General features: G+C 64.3%; 22 protein-coding genes. 12 read left to right on the forward strand and 10 right to left on the reverse strand.

Annotated features, from left to right (window positions below; all coding sequences use genetic code 11):
• Nucleotides 1-5 precede the first annotated feature (5 nt).
• Nucleotides 6-1,175: a GGDEF domain-containing protein gene (locus ASG03_RS18630; RefSeq protein WP_062695027.1), complete on the reverse strand. Its 1,170-nt coding sequence runs from the start codon at nt 1,173-1,175 to the stop codon at nt 6-8.
• Nucleotides 1,176-1,410: 235 nt separating this feature from the next.
• Here ASG03_RS18630 and ASG03_RS18635 point away from each other — a divergent pair, with 235 nt between their 5' ends.
• On the forward strand, nt 1,411-2,052 hold the full coding sequence (locus ASG03_RS18635; protein ID WP_162241408.1) for an OmpW/AlkL family protein: 642 nt from the start codon (nt 1,411-1,413) through the stop codon (nt 2,050-2,052).
• Here ASG03_RS18635 and ASG03_RS18640 read toward each other — a convergent pair.
• Complete coding sequence (locus ASG03_RS18640) at nt 2,040-2,819, reverse strand: polysaccharide deacetylase family protein (protein WP_062476644.1); 780 nt, start codon at nt 2,817-2,819, stop codon at nt 2,040-2,042. The genes ASG03_RS18635 and ASG03_RS18640 overlap by 13 nt on opposite strands.
• Nucleotides 2,816-3,916 carry a glycosyltransferase family 4 protein gene (locus tag ASG03_RS18645; protein ID WP_062695028.1) on the reverse strand — a complete coding sequence of 367 codons (1,101 nt, stop codon included), beginning with the start codon at nt 3,914-3,916 and terminating at the stop codon, nt 2,816-2,818. The genes ASG03_RS18640 and ASG03_RS18645 overlap by 4 nt, the downstream gene beginning before the upstream one ends.
• Nucleotides 3,917-4,174: 258 nt before the next feature.
• Here ASG03_RS18645 and ASG03_RS18650 point away from each other — a divergent pair, with 258 nt between their 5' ends.
• Together ASG03_RS18650 and ku (ASG03_RS18655) are read left to right on the forward strand one after the other, a co-directional pair.
• Nucleotides 4,175-5,410 carry a PQQ-dependent sugar dehydrogenase gene (locus ASG03_RS18650; protein WP_443216641.1) on the forward strand — a complete coding sequence of 412 codons (1,236 nt, stop codon included), beginning with the start codon at nt 4,175-4,177 and terminating at the stop codon, nt 5,408-5,410.
• Nucleotides 5,411-5,512: 102 nt separating this feature from the next.
• Nucleotides 5,513-6,304: a non-homologous end joining protein Ku gene (ku, locus tag ASG03_RS18655; protein ID WP_062695029.1), complete on the forward strand. Its 792-nt coding sequence runs from the start codon at nt 5,513-5,515 to the stop codon at nt 6,302-6,304.
• Between the two features lie 69 nt (nt 6,305-6,373).
• Here the strand turns inward: ku (ASG03_RS18655) and ligD are convergent, their stop codons facing one another.
• Both ligD and ku (ASG03_RS18665) read right to left on the reverse strand, forming a co-directional pair.
• Nucleotides 6,374-8,992, reverse strand: a complete 2,619-nt coding sequence (gene ligD, locus ASG03_RS18660) for a DNA ligase D (RefSeq protein WP_062695030.1) — start codon at nt 8,990-8,992, stop codon at nt 6,374-6,376.
• Nucleotides 8,993-8,994: 2 nt separating this feature from the next.
• A complete protein-coding gene (ku, locus tag ASG03_RS18665) occupies nt 8,995-9,828 on the reverse strand; it encodes a non-homologous end joining protein Ku (RefSeq protein WP_062476655.1) in 834 nt (277 codons plus the stop codon).
• A gap of 165 nt (nt 9,829-9,993) precedes the next feature.
• Between ku (ASG03_RS18665) and ASG03_RS18670 the strand changes: the two genes are divergently transcribed.
• The 5 genes from ASG03_RS18670 (at nt 9,994) to ASG03_RS18690 (ending at nt 15,768) form a co-directional block, all read left to right on the forward strand.
• Nucleotides 9,994-10,554, forward strand: coding sequence for a (2Fe-2S)-binding protein (locus ASG03_RS18670; RefSeq protein WP_082475841.1), 561 nt, complete (start codon nt 9,994-9,996; stop codon nt 10,552-10,554).
• A complete protein-coding gene (locus ASG03_RS18675; RefSeq protein ID WP_062695031.1) occupies nt 10,551-11,567 on the forward strand; it encodes an FAD binding domain-containing protein in 1,017 nt (338 codons plus the stop codon). Before ASG03_RS18670 ends, ASG03_RS18675 begins: the two co-directional genes overlap by 4 nt.
• Before the next feature lie 9 nt (nt 11,568-11,576).
• Complete coding sequence (locus ASG03_RS18680) at nt 11,577-13,829, forward strand: xanthine dehydrogenase family protein molybdopterin-binding subunit (RefSeq protein ID WP_062695032.1); 2,253 nt, start codon at nt 11,577-11,579, stop codon at nt 13,827-13,829.
• Entirely contained in the window at nt 13,829-14,938 is a 1,110-nt protein-coding gene (locus tag ASG03_RS18685) for a catalase family protein (RefSeq protein ID WP_062695033.1), read from the forward strand. Before ASG03_RS18680 ends, ASG03_RS18685 begins: the two co-directional genes overlap by 1 nt.
• 68 nt (nt 14,939-15,006) lie before the next feature.
• Nucleotides 15,007-15,768, forward strand: coding sequence for an SDR family NAD(P)-dependent oxidoreductase (locus ASG03_RS18690; RefSeq protein WP_062695035.1), 762 nt, complete (start codon nt 15,007-15,009; stop codon nt 15,766-15,768).
• 139 nt (nt 15,769-15,907) lie between these two features.
• Here the strand turns inward: ASG03_RS18690 and ASG03_RS18695 are convergent, their stop codons facing one another.
• Nucleotides 15,908-18,193 carry an FdhF/YdeP family oxidoreductase gene (locus ASG03_RS18695; RefSeq protein ID WP_200934715.1) on the reverse strand — a complete coding sequence of 762 codons (2,286 nt, stop codon included), beginning with the start codon at nt 18,191-18,193 and terminating at the stop codon, nt 15,908-15,910.
• 275 nt (nt 18,194-18,468) lie between these two features.
• Here ASG03_RS18695 and ASG03_RS18700 point away from each other — a divergent pair, with 275 nt between their 5' ends.
• The 4 genes from ASG03_RS18700 to ASG03_RS18715 all read left to right on the forward strand — a co-directional run bounded on the left by ASG03_RS18700 (nt 18,469) and on the right by ASG03_RS18715 (nt 19,777).
• Nucleotides 18,469-18,660 carry a hypothetical protein gene (locus ASG03_RS18700; RefSeq protein ID WP_062476668.1) on the forward strand — a complete coding sequence of 64 codons (192 nt, stop codon included), beginning with the start codon at nt 18,469-18,471 and terminating at the stop codon, nt 18,658-18,660.
• Between the two features lie 13 nt (nt 18,661-18,673).
• Nucleotides 18,674-19,261: a cysteine hydrolase family protein gene (locus ASG03_RS18705; RefSeq protein WP_062695037.1), complete on the forward strand. Its 588-nt coding sequence runs from the start codon at nt 18,674-18,676 to the stop codon at nt 19,259-19,261.
• Between the two features lie 79 nt (nt 19,262-19,340).
• Nucleotides 19,341-19,541 (forward strand): hypothetical protein, encoded by a 201-nt coding sequence (locus tag ASG03_RS18710; protein ID WP_062476674.1) that lies wholly within the window; start codon nt 19,341-19,343, stop codon nt 19,539-19,541.
• A 2-nt stretch (nt 19,542-19,543) separates the two neighbouring features.
• Nucleotides 19,544-19,777, forward strand: a complete 234-nt coding sequence (locus ASG03_RS18715) for a hypothetical protein (RefSeq protein ID WP_062476677.1) — start codon at nt 19,544-19,546, stop codon at nt 19,775-19,777.
• 55 nt (nt 19,778-19,832) lie between these two features.
• On the opposite strand, the gene yjfF is transcribed toward ASG03_RS18715, so the two are convergent.
• The 4 genes from yjfF to ytfQ form a co-directional block, all read right to left on the reverse strand.
• Nucleotides 19,833-20,804: a galactofuranose ABC transporter, permease protein YjfF gene (gene yjfF / locus ASG03_RS18720; protein ID WP_062695039.1), complete on the reverse strand. Its 972-nt coding sequence runs from the start codon at nt 20,802-20,804 to the stop codon at nt 19,833-19,835.
• Nucleotides 20,801-21,823 (reverse strand): ABC transporter permease, encoded by a 1,023-nt coding sequence (locus ASG03_RS18725; protein ID WP_062476684.1) that lies wholly within the window; start codon nt 21,821-21,823, stop codon nt 20,801-20,803. The genes yjfF and ASG03_RS18725 overlap by 4 nt, the downstream gene beginning before the upstream one ends.
• Complete coding sequence (gene ytfR / locus ASG03_RS18730; protein WP_062695040.1) at nt 21,823-23,385, reverse strand: galactofuranose ABC transporter, ATP-binding protein YtfR; 1,563 nt, start codon at nt 23,383-23,385, stop codon at nt 21,823-21,825. The genes ASG03_RS18725 and ytfR overlap by 1 nt, the downstream gene beginning before the upstream one ends.
• Before the next feature lie 275 nt (nt 23,386-23,660).
• Complete coding sequence (gene ytfQ, locus ASG03_RS18735) at nt 23,661-24,623, reverse strand: galactofuranose ABC transporter, galactofuranose-binding protein YtfQ (protein ID WP_062476690.1); 963 nt, start codon at nt 24,621-24,623, stop codon at nt 23,661-23,663.
• Nucleotides 24,624-24,777 lie beyond the last annotated feature (154 nt).

Genomic DNA, 24,777 nt, shown 5'->3' on the forward strand with positions numbered 1-24,777 from the left:
GTTCCCTACGCCAGACGGACGCAGACCCGGTTGCGGCCTGTGCGCTTGGCCTCGTAGAGCGCTGCGTCGGCAATATGGATGGCGTGCTCTAGCAGCGGCTGTTCCTGCCGGAAGGGCGCAACGCCGATGCTCGCGGTCACGGGGATCGTCATGCCCTCCACCTCGAAGGGTCGCGACTCGATCGCGCGGCAGAGCAGCTCCGCAAGCCGGGTGGCATCCTCGAGCGTTGCATCATGCAGCACGGCGACAAATTCCTCGCCGCCCCACCGGGCCAGCACATCCTCCTGCCGCTTGACGACGACGGGCAACCTCTCGGCAAACTGCTTCAGCACGATGTCGCCATGCGAATGGCCGTAGAGATCGTTGATCGACTTGAAGTGATCGATATCGGCGATCAGCACGGCCATGGGCCGTCGCCCCCGCCGCCCAGCGCCGATCACCGCGAGCGTCCGCTCCTCCAGTCCCCGCCGATTGGCGAGACCCGTCAGGAGATCCGTGGTCGCAGCCACCTGCATCTGCCGCTGCGCTTCCTCGAGCGTCATCGAGATGAGGCCGACATAGATGAGGACACTGAAGGTCTGGTCGATGAAGACGGAGAGATAGACATTGTTGCTGTTGGGACCGAGAGCGGGATAGCCGAAGATCTCGCTGATCAGCAGGGAACCCACCGTACCGGCAAGGGCAAGAGCGTAGAAAGCGAGCGCCGAGCCGACCAGAATCTGGGCCGGCAGAAGCGTGCGCTTCCGGACCTTCAGAAAGCTCAGCGACGCCGTACACAGCATGTAGACCAGCCCGCATTGCGTCAGCGCCAGCACATAGGCCGGCGGGAGCTGCGCGGTGGCCGTTGCCCAGTAGACGAGAGGCGGCACCAGACAGGTCCAGAGGAAAGGCGGCTGGTCGATCGGCACGCCGAAAAACGACCGCGCACCCGCCCGGACGGAGACCACGCTGAGGCTGACGATGAAATAGACGAGCGCGCCCTTCCCGGCCTCGAAATTCGGAAAGCGGGGATCCTGATAGGTGATCCAGAGACCGAGCGCCGAACAGAAGATGCTGAGTGTCCAGAACCGGTAGGCGGTCACGGCACCCGGGCGGAAGCTGTACAACAGGAAGACGATGAGAAACCCTGCCCGTGCCGTCACGCTGGTTATCAAAAGCGTCACCACGTCTACCATAACTGCGTCCTTCGCCTCACGGCGTCCCTCCCCGAAGTCACCACACAAAATCCGTGTCATCCATGCACAAAATACCTTAAACATTACACTCTACATTAGATATCTCGCGATAGGGAGTGTGATGATGTCGTCGAAGCCGGTGGGACGCAGCAAGACGATGCCCAGGTCTTTCCGCCGCAAGAGACCGCCCGGTCGGGGGGCGTCCGTCTCCGCGATCCTGGTCGCGGGATTGCTGGTGTCCCTTGTGCCAGCGACATCGGCGCTTGCCCAGGACGCCGGCGAGGATGCCGCTAAGGCGCAGGCAGCGGAACACGGCTTCGAGGCCGGCGATGTCGTCGTCCGGGCGCGCATGTCCGGCGTTCTGCCCTATGACGTCCGGTCGCATATCGACGTGATCGGTGGCCGGGTCGATGTCCCCCGGATGGTTCTGCCGGATATGGATGTCAGCTACTTCCTCACCGACCGCCTCGCGATCACCGGTCAGACGGGCGCCCTGAAGACCCGGTTCAGCGTCCGCGACACGATCTTCGGCGATATCGATGTCGGCTCGGTCTGGGCGGTGCCGGTCGGTGTATCGTTCGAATATCACGTCCTGCCGGATGCGCGGTTCAATCCCTATGTCGGCCTCGGTGCGGTGGCGACCTGGTACACGGGCGCAAAGTCCGCCAGCCCGCTCGTGAAGGACTTCCGGGTGGATCCCCAGCTCTCGCCCGTCTTTCGCGTCGGTCTGGATGTGCGGATGACCGAGACATGGTTCGCCAACACCGAAATGCGGCTGGTTCTGCCGCCGACGCAGGTGCTGACCAATTCCGGCGTGACGGCCCGCACGGATGTCAAAAGCCTGACGCTCGGCTTCGGCGTGAGCTACCGGTTCTGATCCGCCGTTGTGAAATCGGCCGCCGCAAGATCTACAAGCGCGGACAGCCCGACCCACTGGCAGGCCGGATGACCCGTGGTCGCGACGAAGAGCTCGCCAAGAAATGTCCAGACGGCCTCGTCATGGACAAGATGATGCGTGAGCAGCCCGACGCTGCCGCCGCCGGCCAGGCACACGCCGAGCCGCGCCACGATCTCGCGCCGTAGCGCCTGCGCGTCGCGGCATCCGCGCGTGCCGTGCCAGTCCATCACGTCCACATGTGTATTGACCATCGGCAACGGCGACCGCTTTTCCGGCCCGTAGACCGAAAGCGCCCGGAAACCGAGATCCGGCAGACCGGGCAGAAGGCCCGGATCGACACGATTCCACGGCGGCACGAGCACGGGAAGACAGCGATCGCCATAAAGGTCGGAAAGCTTGGCTAACCCCGCCGCGAGCTCGCCGAGAACGATATCCGCCGGACGATCGGCACCGAGCTCGCACTTCTTGGCGGCGGCTGTCGCATGATTGGCATGCCGCCAGCCATGGACCGTGACGGAGGCAAACGGCGCGCGGGCCAGCCGCCGCGCGAGAGCCGGCCCCGTCGGTTCGGGAATGACGGCGAGCGCCAGGGGAACGCCATGCGTTTCCGTGAGGTCCAGAAGGCGATCGAGGCCCGCCGTCGGTTCGATCGCATCGTCGTCGCGCAACCAGAAGCGGGCGACCCGTCCGGCGTCCCGAAAACGGTCGAGTGCCGCAATGATGTCGGTATCGCCACCCGCCTTCATGCCGTGTCCCCCCTGCCCGACGGAACGGCCCGGTCGAGAATGTCGGCCAGCCGTGCCGCGGCCGGCGCAAGCGCGCGCTCCTGGCCCGCAAAGAGCCGAGCCTCTTCACCCATGGCCTGACGCCGCATCTCGTCGGTCAGGAATGCCGCGATCGCGTCGGCATAGGCATCAATATCGCCTGCCGGCGTCAGCACGCCGGTTCGACCGTGCTCGACCACTTCGGGAACGCCGGCAATGGCCTGGGCCACCACCGGGAGCCCCGCTGCCTGCGCCTCGAGATAAGCGAGCCCATAGGCCTCGCCGCAGCCGGGCCAGACATAGAGCGCGCAGGTCGACAGGAGCGCTGCGACCTCGTCCGCACTCCGCTCGCCGCACCAGACGACACGGCCGGGGCCGAGCGGTGCAAACAGGGCCTCCACTTCGCCCCGTGCCTTGCCGTCGCCGATGACCGTCACCGTAAACGGCAGGTGCAGCAGCCGGGAAAGCGCGTCGGCCAGCATACGGTAGCTGTCCATCTTGTCGCCGGGCCGCATCATGGCGACCGTCGCGAGGCGGCCGGGATGCGGCGCGGGCGCATGGGCCAGGAACAGTCCGGGGTCGATGAACGGCGGCAGCCGCTCGACGCGCGCGTCCGGAGCGCCGGCGAGAATACCGACCCTGTCACGCTCCGTCATGCAGATATTGACCGACGCGAAGGTCAGCGTTTCCAGAAGGGCAGCCTGTGCCGATGCCCAGCCCTGCCCGTCCCGCCGCGCCGAATAGGACGCCTCGGCCGTGACGTAGCCTATGCCATGATCGCGCGCGAGAGAGGGGCCCAGAAGGTCGGGCGCCTTGTAGTAGGGGTGATAGCAGAACCAGCAGTCGGGCACGCCGTCGGTCCGCCAAGTGGCCGCGATACGCGCGCGCTCGGCATGCGCGGAGACGCCGAGGCCGGCCATATCCTCGGGCATGCGCAGGAAGCTGCGCAGCTCGGACACGAGGCTTACCCGGTGCCCGGCCTGTTCGAGCGCCTGCATCATCAGCCGCGCCATCAGCCGGTCGCCGGACGGCGTGGGATGGTGCGGCGACTTGAGGGGAGCGTAGAATGCGATCTTCATGCGCCTCATCTACACCATCGCCGCCCCGCTCTTCAAACGCTTCCGACCCGTGATTGACCGAAGACCGGCAACCTGTCTGACGCGGCGATAAAATATTCTTGAACAGGGCGCGATGAGCTTTCGTCAAGCGACGCTCTACCTTTCCAGCATCGTCAATGCGTCGTTCGACGCCGTCATCAGACAGGAACATCGATGAAAACGCGTGCTTGCCTCCTCGCCGGAACCGTCCTGACAGCCTTCCTCAGCGCAAGCCCGCTGATGGCGCAATCGACGGGCGACACCTCTCCGATCGATCATGTCGAAGGTCAGCCGCCAGCCACCGGCGAGATCAAGGCTGCCGGAAAGCCTGTCGAGACGGAAGCCGCGAACGCACCCGATCAGAAGCCCGCCTTCGAAAACCAGACGCGCGCGCCGCAGCCGGACACGATGCCCAAGGTGACGCATCAGGCCGTCGCCGAAGGCCTGCCGCAGCTCTGGTCCATGGAGTTCCTGCCGGACGGCCGCATGCTGGTCGCCGCCAAGAAGGGGTCCATGCACATCGTGACGTCAGACGGCAAGCCGAGCGCGGCCCTCAAGGGGGTTCCCGCGGTGATTTCCGATGGCCAGGCCGGCCTGCTGGATGTTGCGGTGGCACCGGATTTTGCGACGTCCAACCGGATCTTCTTCTCGTTCTCCGAGCCGCGCGAGGACGGAAACGGCACCTCCGTCGCGTCTGCCCGGCTGGTTACGGACGATCGCGGCGGCGCGGCGCTGGAAGATGTCGCCGTGATCTTCCGCCAGACGCCGAGCTACGACAACACCAAGCATTACGGCTCGCGGCTGGTGTTCGGCAAGCAGGGCGAACTCTACGTGACGGTCGGCGAGCGCTCCGACCGCGAGACCCGCGTCTTCGCGCAGGATCTGAAGAGCGGCTTCGGCAAGGTCTTCCGCATCGATACCTCTGGCAAGGCACTGCCCGACAATCCGTTTGCCTCTGCCGGCGAGGGTGATGCGAAGCCCGAAATCTGGAGCTATGGCCACCGGAACCTCCAGGCGGCAGCGCTTGATGCCAAGGGGCGTCTGTGGACTGTCGAGCATGGTCCGAAGGGTGGCGACGAGCTGAACATGCCCCAGGCGGGGCGGAACTACGGCTGGCCGGTCATCACCTACGGCATTGATTATAGCGGTGCGCCGATCGGCGACGGCATCACGGCGAAGGACGGCATGGAGCAGCCGGTCTATTACTGGGATCCGGTGGTCGGCCCGTCCGGCATGGTGTTCTACAGCGGATCGGCCTTTCCCGAGTGGGAAGGGGCAGCGCTGATCGGCGGCCTCGTCTCGACCGGCCTCGTCGTCCTTCACATGGAGGGGGACAAGGTCAGCCACGAGGAGCGCGTGCCGCTCGAAGCCCGCATCCGCGACGTCAAGGTCGGCCCCGACGGCGCGGTCTACGCGGTGACCGAGAATCCGAAGGAAGGGACCTCGGCCATCCTGAAGCTGACGCGCGAAGGCTGATCCGACGGGCTCGAAACCGGGCGGCCGCGTGCCGTCCGGCAACCTTTTGGGCGGTGGCGGGTTGATGATCCGCCATTCCCATCCACAGGACACGACACCGACATGGCCCGCAACAGTTTCTGGAAAGGCTACCTCCGTCTCTCCCTCGTCACGGCCTCCGTGTCGCTGACGCCGGCAACGACGGAGAGCGAGAAGGTGCGCTTTCATGTGCTCAACCGTGCCACCAAGAACCGGGTCGAGAGCCGCTATATCGATAGCGTGACGCACAAGAAGGTGGCCGCGAAGGATCAGGTCAAAGGGTTCCCGAAGGGCGAGGACGACTATGTCCTGCTCGAAGACGACGAGATCGAGGGCGTGGGCCTCGAGAGCACGCGCACGATCGACATCTCCACATTTGTCCCGCGCGATGCGATCGACTGGATCTGGTACGACAAGCCACATTTTCTTGTGCCCGAGGACAAGGTCGGTGCCGAGGCGTTCTGCGTGATCCGCGAGGCCATGACCCGAAAGAACGTCGTCGGCATCGCCCGCCTCGTTCTCTACCGTCGCGAGCGCGCCGTCCTGCTCGTGCCGAACGGCAAGGGCATCGTTCTGTGGACCCTGCATTATGGCGAGGAGGTCCGCGAAGCCATGGCCGACCTCGACATGAAGGCGAAAGGCGACAAAACGGAACGCGAGATGGTCGCCAAGCTGGTCGAGAAGGACAAGGGCGCCTGGAGCCCGACGCTCGTCCAGGATCCCGTTCAAAAGAAGATCAAGGCCTTCATCAAGAGCCGCCAGAAGAAGGATGGGAAGCCGGCACCAAAGTCGCGCGCGCCCGTCAAATCCTCGGGCAATGTCATCAACATCATGGATGCGCTGAAGAAAAGCCTGCAGCAGGAAAAGAGCGGCTGAGTCGCCCTTTCCTTACCCCTCCCGTCTTTACCGTTTTCCGGCCCTGTCCGTTCCGGGTTCTGGAAGTCTCTAGGGCTTTGGAAGCGCCTTGGCCGCCGCGAAGAAGCCGTCCCACGGGTCTTTCTTCAATGCCGCCAGTCGCGCCGGCATGTTCTCGACCGTGAAGTGGTCAGGGCCGATGGCTTCCGACAGTTCCGACCACTCGAGCGGTGCGGACACGGCCGCGCCGGGCCGGGCGCGTGTGGAATACGGCGCCACCGCCGTCGCCCCGCGGCCGTTGCGCAGATAGTCGATGAAGATGCGCCCGCGTCGCTTCGCCTTGGTTGCGACGGCAAGATAACGGTCGGGATCCTGCTTCGCCGCATTCGTCGCCAGGGATTTGGCAAACGCCTTCACCGGTGCCCAGCCTGCGGACGGCTTCAGCGGGACGACCACATGCAGGCCCTTGCCGCCGGACGTCTTGACGAAGGCCGCAAGCCCCTTCGCCTCGATCTCGCCCTTCAGGAGCAGGGCAGCATCGATGATCTCGGCCCAGCTGACATCCTCGCCGGGGTCGAGATCCATAGTGATCATGTCGGGTTTCTCCCAGGCGCGCGTGGTCGTGCCCCAAGGGTGAATCTCGAGCGCTGCGGACTGGACGAGCGCGATGAGGCCATCGAAATCGGTGATCCGCAGCGACGGCTCGCCGCCCTTGTCCTTCGGATCCTTGATCTGGTCGATCGCCTTGTTGATTCCGCGCCAGGCATGTTTCTGGAAAAACCGCTGCTTGCCGTCGATGCCATCCGGGCAGCGCAACAGCGAGAGTGGCCGATCGACCACATAGGGTGCCATGAACGGCCAGACCTCGGCGTAGTATTCTGCAAGCCCTTGTTTCGTCACGCCCTCCTTCGGCCAGTAGAGCCGGTCCGGATGGGTCAGGGTAATCGTCGCCTTGGGCAGCGGTTTCGGCTTGCGGCCCTTATCCGCCGCCGGACTTTCCTGCCGCACCTCCGTGGCCGGCTTGTCCTCCCGCAGACCGCGAAACGAGGCATGCCGGAGATTGCCGTCGGCCGACCAGGCGCGAAACTCGACCTCTGCCACCAGCTTCGGCTCGACATAGTGCAGGCCACGCCGCGCATCCGCCGTCAGCTTGTCGCGAAACGGGCTCTCCTTGCGCTCGATCGCCGACAGAGCCTCGAACAGCATGTCGGCCGTCGCATGGCTGAAGCCGGTACCGACGCGCCCGACGTGACGGAGTTCGCCCTCCTCGTAGACGCCCAGCGCCAGCGCGCCGATCGAATGATCCGATGTCGAGGACGGCGCATACCCGCCAATGACGAATTCCTGCCGCTCGGAGCACTTCGACTTGATCCAGCTACCGTTGCGCCCGGAAAGGTATTTCCCGGAGCGCTCCTTGGACACCACGCCTTCGAGGCTCAGCCGGCAGGCATGCGTCAGCACGAGATCGCCGTTGTCCTCGAAATGCTCGCTGAACCGCACGGTGGGACTGTCGGTAAGAATGAGCTTCTGCAGGAGGTTCTTCCGGTCGATCAGCGCTGCATTCGTCAGGTCGTGGCCATCGAGATGCAGAAGATCGAAGGCGTAATAGAGAAAACGGTCGCTCCGGCCGAGGCTCAGATCTTCCTGCAGGGCGGAGAAATCGGAGGCGCCATTGTCCTTTTGCACGACGATCTCCCCGTCGATCAGCGCCGTCTCGAGCGGCAGCCCGGCAAAGGCCGCGGCGACCACGTCGCCGAACCGCTCCGTCCAGTCGAGACCGCTGCGCGTCAGCAGACGCACCTGGCCGTTGTCGATCCGCGCCTGAAGACGGTACCCATCGAACTTGATCTCGTGCACCCATCGATCACCCGATGGCGCCTTCGGCTTCAGGGACGCCAAAGCTGGCTCCACGAAATCGGGGAGCCCACCCTTCTTTGCGCCCTTCGGCCAGGCATGCGCCTGCCCGACCGGTGCCGTCATCACCTTCGCGGCCTTCTTGCCTTTCGTGCTCGATGTTCGACTGTCAGCGCTTTGACCCTCGGCGCTTTTCCTGGCGGCGCTTTTTGCACCCGCCTTTGCCTGTCCCGCTTTGCCCTTGGCACGCTTGGAGTTCCAGGTATCCTCCGGAGTCTCGCCGACCGCCTTCAGGTCGCGTCCGGACTTGACCGATTCCGGGCGCTCCTCGAGGATGTCGAAACCGTCGTTTCGCGCCTCCTCGTCGTCGCTCTTGATCAGCAGCCAGTTCTCGCGCGTCTCCCCGGGACGGCCGTGCATGCGCACCAAGTGCCAGCGTCCCCGTAGCTTCTCGCCCTCCAGGGTGAATTCCAGATGCCCCTTCCGATAGGCCTTGGCCAAGTCGCCGATCGGCGTCCACGTCCCGCGATCCCAGACGATCACGGTTCCGCCGCCATACTGTCCCTTCGGGATCACGCCCTCGAAATCCCCATAGGCGAGCGGGTGGTCCTCGACGTGGACGGCCAGGCGCTTGTCCTCGGGATTGAGGCTCGGCCCCTTGGTCACCGCCCAGCTTTTGAGCACCCCCTCCATTTCCAGCCGGAAATCATAATGGAGCCGTGTCGCGTCATGCTTCTGGATGACAAAGCTTGCGCCTTGGGATGCCGCTTTTTTCGCCCCCGCCGTCCGGCCTTCGCCTTTCGGCTCCGGCGTCGAATCAAAGCGCCGCTTGGCGTTGTAGGTGTCGAGGCTCATCGTCAGCTCGCCTTCTTGTCTCGGGTATGAGAGCCCTTCGCTTTGGCGCCGGGTTTCGCGTTCGAGCCCGCGAGACTCTGGCGAAGAGCCTCTTTGAGATCGACGACGTTATCGTGCTTCGGCGGCGCCTTCTTCTCGATGGTCCGCCCCTCGATCTTTGCCTTGACCAGTTCGGCCAGCGCATCGTTGTAGCGGTCGCTGTAGCTCTCGGGATCGAAGTGCCCTGCCTTCGTTCCAATGATATGGCCGGCGAGGTCCAGCATTTCCTCGTCGAAGGCAATGTCGGGGATCGACTTGAAGGCCGTCTTGGCCGAGCGGACCTCGTAGTCGAAGTTGAGCGTCGTCGCGGTCAGCGTGTCGTCCTGCGGGCGAATGAGCACGGTGCGGTTGCGCCGGAAAAGGATGGCCTCGGCAATGGCCGCAACATTCTCGTCCCGCATGCTGCGCGCCAGCAGCGACAGCGTTTCCGCATCGTGATCCTCGACCGGCGCGAGGTGGTAGGGCCGGTCGAAATAGAGCGTATCCACATCCTCGAGCGCAATGAATCGCGTCACGTTCAAGACCTTGTCGCTGTCGGGCATCAGCGCAGCCAGGTCATCGCCTTCGATGGCGATGTAGTCGCCGTTGTCGAGCGGGTAACCCTTGATCTGGTCATCGCGCTCGACCGGCTTGCCGGTTTCGCTGTCGACGAACTGCCGTTCGACACGGTGGCCGGTCTTGCGGTTGATGATGTTGAACGAGATCTTTTCCGACGAAGAGATCGCGGTGTAGAGACCGACCGCGCAGTTCAGATCCCGGATTTTCAGCTGGCCTTTCCAGCTCGCTCTTCGTGCCATCCGTCGCGTCCTCGCTCCCTTGCCGCTTCTGTACGAGCACCAAACGGAGTGGCGCGGGAGAGGTTCCGGTCGGAACATTCCGACCCGCATTTCGTTGACAGCCATTGCCAGATTTAGGGCCGGCCTGAGTGAGGGCACGCCTGTGAGTGCCAGAAAGGCTTTTCCATGCTTCACGCCGACTCCGAGCGATCGGGCATTCCGATCGTCATCACGCTGAATGGCAAACAGGAAAGGTTGGAGGTCGCCCCCTGGGTGACCCTGCTCGACCTGTTGCGCGGCCCGATGGAACTGCCGGGCACGAAGAAGGGCTGCGATCATGGCCAGTGCGGCGCCTGCACCGTCCTCATCGACGGGCAGCGAATGAACGCCTGCCTCAAGCTGGCAGTCACGCTCGATGGCGCCGAGATCACCACCATCGAAGGTCTCGGCCAGCCGGACAAGCTCCATCCGCTGCAGCAGGCCTTTGTCGATCATGACGCCTATCAGTGCGGCTATTGCACGCCCGGCCAGATCTGTTCCGCCGCCGGCCTTCTCAATGAAGGCCATGCCCAGTCTCGCGCGGAAATCCGCGAACTGATGAGCGGAAATCTCTGTCGCTGCGGCGCCTACACCAACATTGCCGATGCGATTGAGCAGGTGATGGGCCAGTCGTCGGGCGAGCGCCCCGACCGGGACTCTCCGAACAAGGCCTTCCCCGGCAAGGGCTTCAAGGAGGCTGCGGAATGAAACAGTACTCCTACATCCGCGCCGAGAATGTAGCCGGCGCCGTCGCGGCTCTCGCCGCAGACCCGCAGGCCCGGCTCCTTGCCGGTGGCACCAATCTGGTTGACCTCATGAAGTACGACGTCATGAGCCCCCCGACCGTCATCGACATCAATCGCCTGCCTTTGAAGGACATCGAGACGCTGGACGACGGATCGCTGCGGATCGGCGCGCTCGTCAGCAACGCCGCGCTTGCCTATGACCCTGCTGTCGCCGAGCGCTTTCCGCTGCTGGCAAGCGCGCTTCTGGCGGGAGCCTCCCCGCAGTTGCGCAACGCCGCGACGACCGGCGGCAACCTCCTTCAGCGCACGCGCTGCTATTATTTCTACGATCCGGCCAGCCCCTGCAACAAGCGCGAGCCCGGCTCCGGCTGCGGCGCGATCGGCGGCGTCAACCGCATCCACGCGATCCTCGGTGCGAGCGCGTCCTGCATCGCCACCCATCCCTCCGACATGTGCGTGGCTCTGGCAGCGCTCGATGCCACCGTCGAGGTGGAAGGCCCGGACGGTCGCCGCGACATTCCGTTCCTTGCGTTCCACCGTCTCCCCGGGGATGAGCCGCAATATGACAACACCCTGGCACCAAACGAGATGGTCGTCGCCATTCGCCTCCGGCCGGACCACTTTGCGGCGAACCACAGCTATCTGAAGATCCGCGACCGGCTATCCTACGCTTTTGCACTCGTTTCCGTCGCTGCGGCGATCGACATGAAGGACGGCGGGATCACGGATATCCGCGTTGCCCTCGGCGGTGTGGCGCACAAGCCGTGGCGCGATCCGCTCGCCGAAGCCGAATTTGCCGGAAAGCCGGCCAACGAGGCGACGTTCCGCGAGCTCGCGCAACGGCTTCTCGCCGGGGCGCAGGGCCAGGGCGGCAACGATTTCAAGATCCCGATGGCCGAGCGGACGATCATCCGTGCCCTGACGCAGGCCGCCAACGGCACGCCGCAGGTCCAGTCCGAAAAAGCCATCCGCTAGGAGAACCCCATGTTCAATCCGTCCAAAATCGTCGGACTGCCGGTCTCGCGCGTCGATGGCCCGCTCAAGGTCTCCGGCAAGGCACCCTACGCGGCCGAGCACTACGAGCCGGGAATGCTGCATGGCGTGGTGGTTCTGTCCACCATCGCCAGCGGCAAGATCCGCAGCATCGACACGGCAAACGCCGAGGCCTTTCCGGGCGTGATCAAGATCTATACGCACGAGAACCGCCCGAGCGCTGCCTGGTGGGACAGCAAATGGCAGGACAGCGTGGCGCCGCCCGGAAGCCCGTTTCGGCCGCTGGAGAAGCCGCACATCCAGTTCGACGGGCAGCCGGTGGCTTTCGTCGTCGCTGAAACCTTCGAGGCCGCCCGGGATGCCGCCTCGCTGGTGACGGTCGCCTACAAGGAGGACAAGCCGGAGACGAAGCTGGCCGACGTGTATGCGAAGTCCTTCGAGCCGAAGAAGAAGCGCTCCGGCATCCAGCCGCCGCCGAAGCCGCGCGGCAGCCCCGAAGAGGCGTTTTCCGGTGCCGCGCACAAGGTGTCTGCCGAATACGTGATGGAGGGCGAGCACCACAATCCGATGGAAATGTTCGCGACGACCGTCCTCTGGGAAAACGACAAGCAGCTGACGGTCCACGACAAGACGCAGGGCTCGCAGGCCTCGCGCGACTACATCTGCAACATCTTCGGGCTCGACCCGGAAAATGTCATCGTCAAGAACGCCTATGTCGGCGGCGCCTTCGGGCAAGGCCTGCGCCCGAAGCACCAGCTGTTTCTCGCCGTCATGGCCAGCCTCGACCTTAAGCGCTCCGTGAAGGTGGAGATGTCGCGCCAGGAAATGTTCGGGCTGACCTGGCGGCCATCCTCCATGCAAACGGTCTCGCTGGCCGCCGACGAGACCGGCATGCTGCAATCGGTCATGCACCACGCGGTGGAAGCAACGTCACGCTACGAGGACTATCAGGAGACTGTCGTCAACTGGTCGGGCCTTGCCTACAAGTGCGACAATGCCAAGCTGACCTATGAGCTCGCCCAGGTCGACATGTCGACACCCGGCGACATGCGTGCCCCCGGAGCTGCGACCGGCGTCCTCGCGCTGGAATCCGCCATGGACGAGCTGGCATCCGAGATCGGCATGGACCCGCTGGAACTGCGGGTGAAGAACTTCATCCACTTCGACCAGAACGACGACAAGCAACTGACCTCCAAGGCGTTGCACGCCTGCTACCGCGAGGGTTCGGAGGCGTTTGGCTGGGACCGGAGATCGGCAGCGCCCCGCTCCATGCGCGATGGACACGACCTCGTGGGCTGGGGCATGGCAACGGGCTTCTGGGAAGCCGGCATGGCCCAGGCCGAGGCCAAGGTGCGCTACGCCATCGACGGAAGGGTCACCGTGTCCGCGGCGGCCACCGATATCGGCACGGGCACCTATACGATCCTCGCCCAGCTGGGCGCCGAAGCCTTCGACGTGCCGATCGAGGCAGTTCATGTCGCGATCGCAGATTCCAGCCTTCCCATCACGGGCGTGGAAGGCGGGTCCTGGACAGCGGCGTCAACCGGTTCTGCCGTGCAGATCGCCGCGGAAGCGGTTAAGGCAACCCTGCTCGACATGGCGCAGGACATGGACAACTCGCCCCTGGCCGATGCGCGTCCCGAAGAGGTCGTCATCCGCGACGGCCGCCTCGTGCTCGACGTCAACAGCCAGGTCGGCATCGCCCTTTCCGATATCCTCGCCTCCAAGGATCTGTCGTCCGTCGAGGAGCCGGGAAAAGCCGGTCCGGACATGATGCAGATGCGCAAGTTCGTCAGCTACACCCATTCCGCCGTGTTCGTGGAGGTCAAGATCGACGAGCAGCTGGGCGTCCTCAGGGTCACCCGCGTGGTCAGCGCCATCGGCGCGGGACGCATCCTCAATCCCAAGACGGCCCGCAGCCAGATCCTCGGCGGCATCGTCATGGGCATCGGCATGGCCCTGCACGAGGAGAGCATGATCGACCACCGCACCGGCCGCATCATGAACCACAATCTCGCCGAATATCACGTGCCTGCCCATGCGGACATCGCCGATCTCCAGGTGATCTTCGTGGAAGAGCATGACGACAAGGCGAGCCCCATCGGCGTGAAGGGACTTGGCGAAATCGGCATCGTGGGCGTGGCTGCGGCCGTTGCCAACGCGATCTATCACGCGACGGGCACCCGGTTCCGCCACTTCCCCATCACGATCGACAAGATCCTCGAAAGCGAGTTGACGCATTGATGACCCAGCCTCCCGCAAAGCTCGAACACTATCGCCCCGATGTCGAAACCATCGAGAAGGACGAGCCGGAGACCTCGCACGCGCTGGCGGAGACGCTGCTGTCCATCGCCCATACGACCTGGCGCAACGGCGGCCATGCGGTGCGCAGCGTGCACGCAAAGAGCCATGGCCTGCTCGAGGGCACGCTCGAAATCCTGCCCGATCTGCCGGCCTCTCTGGCGCAGGGCATGTTTGCAAAACCCGGCCGGCACGAAGCGATCGTCCGCCTGTCCACCTCGCCCGGCGACATCCTGCACGACAGCGTCTCCACGCCGCGCGGCTTCTCGCTGAAGATCCTCGATGTCGAGGGCGAACGCCTGCCCGGCGGGCTGGAAGGCTCGACCAGCCAGGATTTCCTGATGGTCAACGGCAAGCAGTTCAATTCCCCGAGCGCCAAGGCCTTCCTCGCGAACCTCAAGGGCCTTGCGCTGACCACCGACCGCATGGAGCGGACCAAGGAGGTGGCGTCCAAGGTGTTTCGTGCCGTGGAGGGCGCGCTCGAGGCATTCGGAGCCGAGAGCGCCACGTTGAAGAGCCTGGGCGGACATCCGGAAACCCATATTCTCGGCGAAAGCTTCTTCACCCAGCTGCCGCACCGTTACGGCGAGCACATCGCCAAGTTTGCGCTGGTGCCGGTCAGCGAGAACCTGAAGGCCCTCAAGGACCAGCCGATCGACGCGAACACGGATGAAGACGCCCTGCGGCATGCCGTCCGCACCGTCTTTGCCAGCGAGACGGCCGTGTGGGAACTGCAGGTCCAGCTCTGCTCGGATCTCGAGTCCATGCCCGTCGAAGACGCCTCCGCCATCTGGGACGAGGCGAAAAGCCCGTTCATCTCCGTGGCGCGGCTCACCGTGCCGCCGCAGGATTCGTGGACGGCCGACAAGCAGAAACGCATCGACGACGGCCTGTCCTTCCGCCCTTGGAACGGCATTTCCGCCCATCAGCCGCTCGGCTCCATCATGCGCATGCGCCGCGAAGCCTATGATAAATCCGCGGCTTTCCGCTCCGAGCGCAACCCCGTCCCGGTGCGCGAGCCCGGTGCCCGCTGTCCCGTCGCCGCCGTTTGAGGCGATGGACAGCTTTATGCGCCGCAGCGTTTCGACGCTGCGGCAAAGACTGGAATAAGGACATTTGCATGAATCGCTTCGAAGACAAGGTCGTCATCGTCACAGGTGCGGCCTCCGGCATTGGCGCGGCAACAGCCCGCCGCTTCTCCGAGGAGGGCGCCCGCGTCGTCATGGTGGACAAGGACGGGGAGACACTGACGAACACCGCGCAGACGTTTCCGAAAGACCGCACCCTGGTGCAGGTCGCAGACGTCTCTCAATCCACCTCCGTCGATGCACTGGTGGAAACAGCCGTCCATCGCTTCGGCCAGATCGACGTGCTCGTCAACAATGCGGGAACGGCCGAGAGCGGCCGGCCGGAAGATATCACCGACGACGCCTGGCGAAAGGTCATGGCAACCGATGCCGACGGCGTCTTCTACGGCTGCCGGGCGGCAATCCCGCATCTGGAACGCACAGGCGGGGTCATCGTCAACACGGCCTCCGTCTCCGGCATGGGTGGTGATTGGGGCATGAGCCCGTACAATGCCGCCAAGGGTGCCGTCGTCAACTTCACCCGGGCGCTCGCGATGGATCTCGGCAAGCGCGGCATTCGCGTCAACGCGGTGTGCCCGAGCCTCACCCGCACCGGCATGACCGCGGACATGATGGGCGACGAGGCCCTCCTGCAGACCTTCTACGAGCGCATCCCGCTCGGTCGCGTCTGCGAACCCGAAGAGGTGGCCGCCGTCATTGCCTTTATGGCAAGCCCGGATGCAAGCTTCATCACGGGGGCCAATATCGCCGTCGATGGCGGCGTCTCCGCATCCAACGGCCAGCCGCCGCAATAGGCAAACATCCCCTCGGATTGCCGGTCCGTGCTGACCCCGAGGGCCGGGCCGGGCCATCTCAAACCCGACAGCTTTGCCCATGAAAAAGCCCGCCTGCCAATCGGCACGCGGGCTTTCCCATGCGCTAGACGAGCTTGTGCTATCGGACGATGCGCACCGGAACCGACTTTGCCGCAGGCACCTTGCTTCGCTCCGCATGCTGCCACAGCGGGATCAGCACGTTGCACTCGGGATAATAGGCGCCGCAGCATCCGTCCGGAATATCATAAGGCACGATCTGCAGCCCATCGATCCGGCGCGCAACACCATCGTCGGCTACGGTTTCCAGAGCGATCTTCTCGCCTGCCCGCGCGCCGATCTTGGCCATTTCCTTCTTGTTGAGAAACAGCACCATGCGCGTGCCGTCCACGCCGCGGAAACGGTCGTCATAGCCGTAGACGGTCGTGTTGAACTGATCGTTCGAGCGCAGCGTCATCAGCCGCAGTACATCCGGTCCGTCCGGTGCAAAGCTCGCCGACAAGGACTTCGGCAGCTTGAACTCGGCCTTTCCGCTTTCTGTCTTCCAGATCCTGTCGCGCACCGGCAGCGGCTTTTCCATGCCGCCTGGCGTGTGCATGCGCGCGTTGAAACCGGTAAAGAGCTCGGGATAGGTCGCCTCGATGGCATCCCGGACCGTCGCGTAGTCGTCCACCCACGTGTCCCAGGGGACGCGGGGATTGGTCGCGAGCGATGCCTTTGCCAGTTCGGCGACAATGCAGATTTCCGACTGCAGCGTATCGGAGGCCGGCGCATGAAATCCCTTCGATGCGTGGAAGCAGGACGTGCTGTCCTCCATGGTGACGGTCTGCGGGCCGCTCGCCTGCTGGTCGATTTCGGTGCGGCCGAGACACGGCAGCAGATAGGCGACCCGGCCGTTGAACAGATGGCCGCGGTTCAGCTTGGTGGCGATCTGCACGGTTAGCCGCATCCGCGGCCATGCCTCTTCCATCAGCCCCTGCTCGGGCACCGCCCGGAGAAAGTTTCCGCCGAGCCCGATGAAGGCCTCGACCGTACCGTCGATGATGCCCTGACAGGCATCGACGGTCGCCAGCCCTTCCTCGCGCGGCGGCTCGAACCCGTAGAGCTCCTTCAGCTTGTCGAGCGGCACCAGTTCGGGCTTCTCCGATATGCCGACGGTTCTCTGGCCCTGCACGTTGGAATGGCCCCGGACCGGACAGATCCCCGCGCCGGGCCGGCCGAAATTGCCGCGCAGGAGCAGGAGATTGACCAGCATTTGCACCGTCTGGACGCCGAGCTTGTGCTGCGTCAGGCCCATGCCATAGATGCCCATCACGCTCTTCGCGCTCATGTAGACGCCGGCGGCCTGCGTGATCGCGGTACGGCCGAGGCCCGCTTCCCGTTCCAGCACCAGCCAGTCCTGCGCCTTGACAAACGCGATGAAATCTTCGGCGCCCGTGGTGTGCTGTGCCAGGAACTCCCTGTCGAGCACGCCTTTGCCGCCCCGCTGCAGATCGGCATCGTCGGCCTCGAGCAGCGCTTTCGCCATGCCGATGATGACGGCGATATCGCCGCCGGCCTTGACCTGATGATACTGACAGGAAATCTGGGTCGCGTTCTGCGTCAACATCTGGACCGGATCCTGCGGATTGACGAAGCGTTCGAGGCCCCGCTCCTTCAGGGGATTGAAGGTCACGATGCGCGCGCCGCGCTGAACGGCTTCCTGCAGCTGGTGCAGCATGCGGGGGCTGTTGGATCCCGGGTTCTGCCCGAAGAAGAACATCGCGTCCGCCGCATCGAAATCTTCGAGGCGCACCGTGCCGACCGGCTGCCCAATGCTTTCCAGAAGCCCGACGGATGTGGACTCGTGGCACATGTTGGAGCTGTCCGGCAGATTGTTGTTGCCGTACATGCGTGCCAGCAGCGCATACATGTAGGACGTCTCGAGAGACGCGCGGCCGGATGCATAGAACACGGTGCGCTTCGGATCCTCCGCCTGGATCGCCTTCATCTCCGCGCCGATCGCGGCATAGGCCTCTTCCCAGCTCGTCTCCACATAATGGTCGGTGGCGGCGTCGTAGCGCATGGGATGCGTCAGGCGTCCGGTGGACTCGAGCTTGAAATCGTCCCAGCTGCGCATTTCGGTGACGGTATGCCGGGCAAACAGCGCCGGCGTCGCACGGTCGGCCGTCAACTCCCAGAAGGTCGCCTTGGCCCCGTTTTCGCAGAATTCGGCGGGGTGCGGCTTGGCGGGCTTGGCCCAGGCGCAGCTGACGCAGGCAAAGCCGTCCGGTTTGTTCTGCTTGGCAAGCCCCGGCAGGATCGAGACCGGTCGCTTGCTTTGCCGCGCCTGGCGCATCAGCGACTTGACCGACCCCCATCCGCCAGCCGGCGCAGTGTAGGTCGTGATCTTGGGCACGTGGGACATGATGGAAGCTCCAGAGGCAGAAGCAACAGGAACGGCCGGAGGCCGCGCCGGTTCCCCGCAACCATCAACTTCATGGCACCTGCGACCTCTTGGCGCGGCCGGCGCCGACAAGGGAGCACCAGAGCGTCGAGACCGCCGGAGACGCGGCGGTCGCCAACGGAAACAGGAACCTTCCCGACGGCCCACGGTTTGACGTGGAGGCCGACCCATCGGGAGCCGGCGCACGAGAGCCTGTCGTCCGATGGCAGCGCTCGCGGACAGAAGGAGGAACCGCCATGCAGCCCATCAAGGAACCACGCGAAAAGGACGACTATGCCGAGCGCGCGCTCGACTGCCGCGAGGCGATCGGCGCCAAGGTGCAGCAGGTGACGGAAGCCGCGATGCATGCCGGCTGGAGCCGTGACGAGATCAAAGCGGCCTTCATCGACATTGCCGACCACTGGAAGACCACGGACCACATCGTATGAAGCGACCCCGCCCATGAGCACACCCGCAACCGGAACCTGGCGTCATCTCTGCGTCGACATGCAACGCCTTTTCGCCGAGGATACGCCTTGGCGCGTCGACTGGATGGGCCGCATCCTGCCCAACACGGTTGCCTGCGTGGAGCGGGCGCCGGATCGCACGATCTTCACGCGCTTCATCCCCCCGGCCTCGCCGGATACGGCAATCGGCGCATGGAAGGCCTATTACGAAAAATGGCGCAACATGACGCGCGAAGCCCTCGAGCCCGGAATGCTCGATCTCATGCCGGAGCTCGCGCCCTTTGCACCGCCGGCGCGCATCTATGACAAGCCGGTCTATACGCCCTGGTTTGCCGGTGACCTGCAAAGGATCCTGCGCGCCGAGGGCGTCGAGACGCTGGTCATCACCGGCGGGGAAACCGACGTCTGTGTGATGACAACGCTTCTTGGCGCGATCGATCTCGGCTTCAACGTCGTGCTGATCCGCGACGCCATCTGCAGTTCCGCGGACGAAACGCACGATGCGACGCTGCAGGTTCTCAGCAACCGGTTCTCGGTTCAGCTCGAGATCCTGGACACCGAAAGCTGGCTCTCGCGATCCTGAGCCTGTCCGCGGGAATGCCGCTTGTGGAACATCGACGCATCCTGGTGGTTCACTTGGCAGAGCAGATGAGGAGACCGACATGACCGAAGCATTCAAAAGCACCGGCGCCGCCGGCACGATCGACCAGAAACCCCGCTGGGAAGGCCCGGAGGAGAGCCGCCCGAGCGGCTATCTGCCGGCCAAGGACGATCCCGACAGGGAGCCCGATGCCAATGGCGAAACGCTGGCCGAGCCCGAGCGGGCAAAGGCGACCGATGCCGGTAAGGTGAAGGGAGACTGAAGATGACCGATCACGCCAAGCCCGCTGCCGAAACGGATGCAAAGGGCGCCTTCAAGCGCCCGACGATCGGGCGCGACAACAATGGCGTCACGAGCGCCAAGCCGACCGTCCTCACGGGATCGGATGACAGCACGATCAACACCGGTCCGGGTGGCGAACGACGCGAGGGCAAGGATTTCGACATGAACTACAACGAGCGCGATGCGAGCGCCGGCGATCCCGGCAAGGCATCCTGAGACCCGTTGATGTCGGCAGACACACGGCCCCGTCGGAAACGGGGCCGTTTTTACGTCAAGCCGCCAGCGCCCCGTTGTTGCGCGACAGATAGAGAATGCCCTTCTGCAGCAGGATGAAGGCGAAGAGGAGGAAACCGATGAGGATCTTCGTCCACCAGCTCGACAGGGTCCCGTCGAAGGTGATGTAGGTCTGGATGAGCCCCTGGATAAGGATGCCGATCAGCGTTCCCGCAACAAAGCCCGACCCACCCGAAAGCAGCGTTCCCCCGATCACCACGGCGGCGATCGCATCCAGCTCGACGCCCACGGTGGCGAGCGAATAGCCCGCTGATGTGTAGAGCGAGAAGACGATGCCGGAAAGACCGGCCAGCAGGCCCGAAAGCGCGTAGATCAGGATCGTCGTGGTGCCCGTGGGAACCCCCATCAGCCGCGCGGTCTGCGCGCCGCCCCCCAGCGCATAGACATTGGTGCCGAAGCGGGTTCGGTGCGCAATGAGGATGCCGAGCGCGAACACCAGAAGCATGACGCCCCCGATCAGCGTCAGCCGGCCACCGCCGGGAAGCTTGAGATAGAAGCCCTTCATCGTCGCGTAGAACGGATGCCGGATCGGGATGCTGTCGATCGACAGCACGAAGGCCATGCCGCGGGCAAGGAACATGCCGGCAAGCGTCACGATGAAGGCGGGCATTTCCAGGTGATGGATGATCGCGCCCATCAGCGCGCCGAAGCTGGTGGTGATGATCAGCACCAGGACGAAGGCGGCGAGCGGATGGATCGAGGTGTTCTCCATCATCACGGCGAGAAAGACGCCGGTAAAGGCGATGACCGAACCGATCGACAGGTCGATGCCGCCCGACAGGATGACGAACGTCATGCCGACCGCGGCGATGCCGAGAAAGGCATTGTCCGTCAACAGGTTGCCGATGACGCGCGTGGACAGGATATTGGGGAACTGAAACGCGCAGAGGGCATAGGAGAGGACGAAAATCAGGATCGTCGCCGCCAGCGGAAGATGTTTGGCTTTCATTTCGCTTTGCTCTCCGCAGGCTTGGGCGTGCTGTTCGACCGCGAGAGGAAGGCAAGCGTGCCTTGCAGCTTCGGCGATTGCAGCACGAGGATGAAGACGATGATGGCCGCCTTGATGATCAGGTTGAACTCGGGCGGGAAGCCCGACAGCAGGATGCCTGTATTGATCGACTGGATGATCATCGCGCCGAGCAGCGAGGCTGCGATCGAGAATCGTCCACCGAGGAGCGAGGTGCCGCCGATGACGACCGCGAGGATCGCGTCGAGTTCGAGCCACAGGCCGGCATTGTTGGCATCCGCACCGCGAATGTCGGCTGCCGCGATGATTCCGGCGACGGAGGCGCAGAGACCCGAGAGAACATAGGCGGCGATCAGCAGCACCGGCGTGGAAACGCCCGACAGGGTGCTCGCCCGGCGATTGACGCCGACCGCCTCGATGAGCATGCCGAGTGCCGTGCGCCGCACGAGAAGGGCGACGAGGATCCCGGCCGTGATCCAGATCACCACGGGCATGGGCAGGCCGAAGAGCGAGCCGCTGCCGATGAAGATCAGCCCTTCATCGTTGAAGGTGAGAATGGCGCCGTTCGTCACCATCTGGGCGATGCCGCGTCCGGCCACCATCAGCACCAGCGTGGCGATGATCGGCTGGATGTCGAGGATGGCGACGAGAATGCCGTTCCACAGACCGCAGAGCAGGCCGACACCGACGGTGATCAGCAGCGTGGCCGGCAGCGAATAGCCGGCGGTGATGGTCGATGCCGCGACCGCCCCGCAGATCGCCATGACGGCGCCAACGGACAGATCGATGCCCTTGGTGGCGATGACCACGGTCATGCCGATCGCCAGAAGCGCCACCGGCGCGCCGCGATTGAGGATGTCGATCAGCGAGCCGTAGAGACGACCGTTCTGGATCTGCAGATTGAAGAATCCGGGAAAGGCGATCGACACGAGGCCGAGGATGATCGCGAGTGCGATGAACTGCGGCAGCAGCCGCTTGCCATAGAGGCCGAGCATGGACATTATGCGATCTCCCCTGCCGCCGCCCCGGCGGCGGCCGATATCTGGTCCGGCGTCTTCGCCGTGCCGGCAATCGTGTTGACGATGCTCTCGGTGGTGATCTCGGCGCCCGTCAGCTCGGCCACATGCTCGTGGTCGCGCAGAACGATCACGCGGTGGCTGTAGACCACCAGCTCCTCGATTTCGGACGAGATCACGATCAGCGACATGCCTTTCTCGCAGAGTGTTTCGATGAGCCGGATGATTTCCGCATGCGCACCGACATCGATGCCGCGCGTCGGCTCGTCGAGAATGAGGAAGTCCGGGTTGGTCGCCAGCCAGCGCGCAAGGATCGCCTTCTGCTGGTTGCCGCCCGAAAGGAGCCGGATCGGTTTTTCCGCGTCGGTGGTGCGAATGTCGAGCGCCTTGATGTATTCGGCAGCCAGCCGGTCCTGCTCGGCGCGCGGAATGGGTCTGGCCCAACCGCGGCGGGCCTGGAGCGCGAGTGCGATGTTCTCGCGCACCGAGAGGTCTCCGATGATGCCGTCGGTCTTGCGGTCTTCAGGACAGAAGCCGAATTTCTGGCGGATGGCGGCCCGTGGCGACGACAGATCCGCCGCCTGGCCGTCGATCTTCGCCGTGCCGCTGTCGGCACGCCGCGCGCCGAACATGACCTCGGCCGTTTCCGTGCGGCCGGAGCCGAGCAGGCCGGCAATGCCGATGACCTCTCCGGCCTTCACGTCGAGATTGAACGGGTTGATCCGGCCCTTGCGGCCGAAATCGCGGAACTGGAAACGAACCGGGCCATCGACCGTCTTGGAGGCCCCTGCTTCGTCATGCACCTCCGCCGCCAGCTCGCGCCCGAGCATCATGGCGATCAGGTCGCGCCGTTCGAGGCTTGCGGTGTCGCGCGTCCCGACGAGCTGGCCATTGCGCAGGATCGTGACGCGATCGGTGATCTCGTAGACCTGCTCGAGGAAGTGGGTGATGAAGATGATGCCGAGGCCCCGCGCCTTCAGCCGCCGCACGACGCGGAACAGCATGGCGACTTCATGGGCATCGAGGCTGGCCGTCGGCTCGTCGAGGATCAGCACCTTGCCGGAGACATCGACGGCGCGGGCAATCGCAATCACCTGCTGGATCGCCACGGAAAAACTGTCGAGGCCGGCGGTCACGTCGATGTCGAGGTCGTATTCGGCCAGCAGCGCGCGCGCCTTGCGATTGACGGCGCCGGTGTCGATCAGGCCGAAGCGGCGGGGCTGACGCCCGAGAAAGAGATTTTCAGCAACGCTGAGATTGGGCAGGAGGTTGACCTCCTGGTAGACCGTTCCAATGCCGAGCCGCTGGGCGTCCAGCGTGTCGCGCGGATCGATCTCGACGCCATCGAGCAGGATCATGCCGCCGTCGCGATGGTAGGCGCCTGTCAGGCATTTCACCAGCGTCGACTTGCCTGCTCCGTTTTCGCCGAGAAGCGCATGCACCTCGCCGCGACGAAGCGAGAAATCGACGTGATTGAGCGCCTTGGCACCCGGAAACACCTTGTCGATGCGGTTGGCGGATAGAACGGTATCCGGATCTGTCTGCATGATCCCTCCCGGAGCGTCCGCCGGCGTTGATGCGCCCGGATCGCTCCAATGCTGTCAGTGGATGCGGTGTCGTCCGTTCGGGCGGACCGTCCTGCGACATGCGCAGCCGGGGATCGCCGAACCTGCGGTGCGACCGTGGTCGGAAGCGCTTGGAACGCGGCGCGTCGTTGCCGACCGGCAAGCGTCAACCGGCGGAGGCCCCTGCTCCCGCCGGTCGCATGTGCAAATCGTCGGTCCGGGTGCCCCTTCAGGAACCCGGACCCGAGATCAGCCTCTTAGTAGCCGAGACCCTTCTTGGCGTCGTACACCTTCTGCGGATCATCCGCCTGGGTGTAGAGCTTGGATTCCGTCTGGATCCACTTCGGCGGCTCCTTGCCGTCCTTCTTGAAGGCAGCGAGGGCGTCGAAGGCGGGGCCGGCCATGTTCGGCGTCAGTTCGACCGTCGCATTGGCTTCGCCGGCCGCCATGGCCTTGAAGATATCCGGAACGGCGTCGATGGAAACGACGAGGATGTCCTTGCCCGGCTTCAGCCCGGCTTCCTTGATCGCCTGGATGGCGCCGACGGCCATGTCGTCATTGTGCGCGTAGAGCGCGCAAATGTTCTTGCCGCCGTTTTCCGCCTTCAAGAAGCTTTCCATGACTTCCTTGCCCTTGGTGCGGGTGAAGTCGCCGGTCTGCGAGCGGACGATCTTGAGGTTGTCGTGACCCTTCAGCGCTTCTTCGAAGCCCTTCTTGCGGTCGATGGCCGGCGACGAGCCGGTCGTGCCCTGGAGTTCGACGACATTGCACGGCTTGCCGGCCGTCGTGTCGACAAGCCACTTGCCGGCGACATTGCCTTCATGCACGAGGTCGGACGTGACCGCCGTCATGTAGAGGCTCTTGTCGGCATCGACCGTGCGGTCGAGCAGGATGACCGGAATGCTGGCATCCTTGGCTTCGCCAAGCACTTCGTCCCAGCCGGTCGCAACGACCGGCGCGACGAAGATCGCATCGACGCCCTGCGCGATGAACGAGCGAAGAGCCTTGATCTGGTTTTCCTGCTTCTGCTGGGCATCGGCGAACTTCAGGTCGATGCCGCGCTTTTCGGCTTCCTGCTTCGTCACCGTCGTTTCTGCCGCGCGCCAACCGGACTCAGAGCCGATCTGCGAAAAGCCTACCGTCATGTCGGCAGCGGATGCGCTGGAAAATACGCAGCCGGCGAGAACCGTTGCACAGCTAAGTGCTTTCATAAACTTCATGATTTCCTCCCAAAAATCGCTCCTCAGCGATGGCGGTATATAGTCATACAATATGACTTTAGTAAAGTGGATCGGCGGGCGAAATTGCGAGGTTTCGACATTTTTCGCGCACGTTTTCCGGTCGCACGATCGGTTGTCGGTGTACGTGCAAAAG

Source organism: Rhizobium sp. Leaf341, assembly GCF_001424325.1.
Taxonomy (GTDB): domain Bacteria; phylum Pseudomonadota; class Alphaproteobacteria; order Rhizobiales; family Rhizobiaceae; genus Ferranicluibacter.

What these genes read in the sequence shown, in the direction of transcription:
- ASG03_RS18630 (WP_062695027.1), bottom strand. Translation starts at nt 1,175, where the DNA reads ATGGTAGACGTGGTGACGCTTTTGATAACCAGCGTGACGGCACGGGCA.
- ASG03_RS18640 (WP_062476644.1), bottom strand. Translation starts at nt 2,819, where the DNA reads ATGAAGGCGGGTGGCGATACCGACATCATTGCGGCACTCGACCGTTTT.
- ASG03_RS18645 (WP_062695028.1), bottom strand. Translation starts at nt 3,916, where the DNA reads ATGAAGATCGCATTCTACGCTCCCCTCAAGTCGCCGCACCATCCCACG.
- ASG03_RS18650 (WP_443216641.1), top strand. Translation starts at nt 4,175, where the DNA reads ATGGCGCAATCGACGGGCGACACCTCTCCGATCGATCATGTCGAAGGT.
- ku (WP_062695029.1), top strand. Translation starts at nt 5,513, where the DNA reads ATGGCCCGCAACAGTTTCTGGAAAGGCTACCTCCGTCTCTCCCTCGTC.
- ligD (WP_062695030.1), bottom strand. Translation starts at nt 8,992, where the DNA reads ATGAGCCTCGACACCTACAACGCCAAGCGGCGCTTTGATTCGACGCCG.
- ku (WP_062476655.1), bottom strand. Translation starts at nt 9,828, where the DNA reads ATGGCACGAAGAGCGAGCTGGAAAGGCCAGCTGAAAATCCGGGATCTG.
- ASG03_RS18670 (WP_082475841.1), top strand. Translation starts at nt 9,994, where the DNA reads ATGCTTCACGCCGACTCCGAGCGATCGGGCATTCCGATCGTCATCACG.
- ASG03_RS18675 (WP_062695031.1), top strand. Translation starts at nt 10,551, where the DNA reads ATGAAACAGTACTCCTACATCCGCGCCGAGAATGTAGCCGGCGCCGTC.
- ASG03_RS18680 (WP_062695032.1), top strand. Translation starts at nt 11,577, where the DNA reads ATGTTCAATCCGTCCAAAATCGTCGGACTGCCGGTCTCGCGCGTCGAT.
- ASG03_RS18685 (WP_062695033.1), top strand. Translation starts at nt 13,829, where the DNA reads ATGACCCAGCCTCCCGCAAAGCTCGAACACTATCGCCCCGATGTCGAA.
- ASG03_RS18690 (WP_062695035.1), top strand. Translation starts at nt 15,007, where the DNA reads ATGAATCGCTTCGAAGACAAGGTCGTCATCGTCACAGGTGCGGCCTCC.
- ASG03_RS18695 (WP_200934715.1), bottom strand. Translation starts at nt 18,193, where the DNA reads ATGTCCCACGTGCCCAAGATCACGACCTACACTGCGCCGGCTGGCGGA.
- ASG03_RS18700 (WP_062476668.1), top strand. Translation starts at nt 18,469, where the DNA reads ATGCAGCCCATCAAGGAACCACGCGAAAAGGACGACTATGCCGAGCGC.
- ASG03_RS18705 (WP_062695037.1), top strand. Translation starts at nt 18,674, where the DNA reads ATGAGCACACCCGCAACCGGAACCTGGCGTCATCTCTGCGTCGACATG.
- ASG03_RS18710 (WP_062476674.1), top strand. Translation starts at nt 19,341, where the DNA reads ATGACCGAAGCATTCAAAAGCACCGGCGCCGCCGGCACGATCGACCAG.
- ASG03_RS18715 (WP_062476677.1), top strand. Translation starts at nt 19,544, where the DNA reads ATGACCGATCACGCCAAGCCCGCTGCCGAAACGGATGCAAAGGGCGCC.
- yjfF (WP_062695039.1), bottom strand. Translation starts at nt 20,804, where the DNA reads ATGAAAGCCAAACATCTTCCGCTGGCGGCGACGATCCTGATTTTCGTC.
- ASG03_RS18725 (WP_062476684.1), bottom strand. Translation starts at nt 21,823, where the DNA reads ATGTCCATGCTCGGCCTCTATGGCAAGCGGCTGCTGCCGCAGTTCATC.
- ytfR (WP_062695040.1), bottom strand. Translation starts at nt 23,385, where the DNA reads ATGCAGACAGATCCGGATACCGTTCTATCCGCCAACCGCATCGACAAG.
- ytfQ (WP_062476690.1), bottom strand. Translation starts at nt 24,623, where the DNA reads ATGAAGTTTATGAAAGCACTTAGCTGTGCAACGGTTCTCGCCGGCTGC.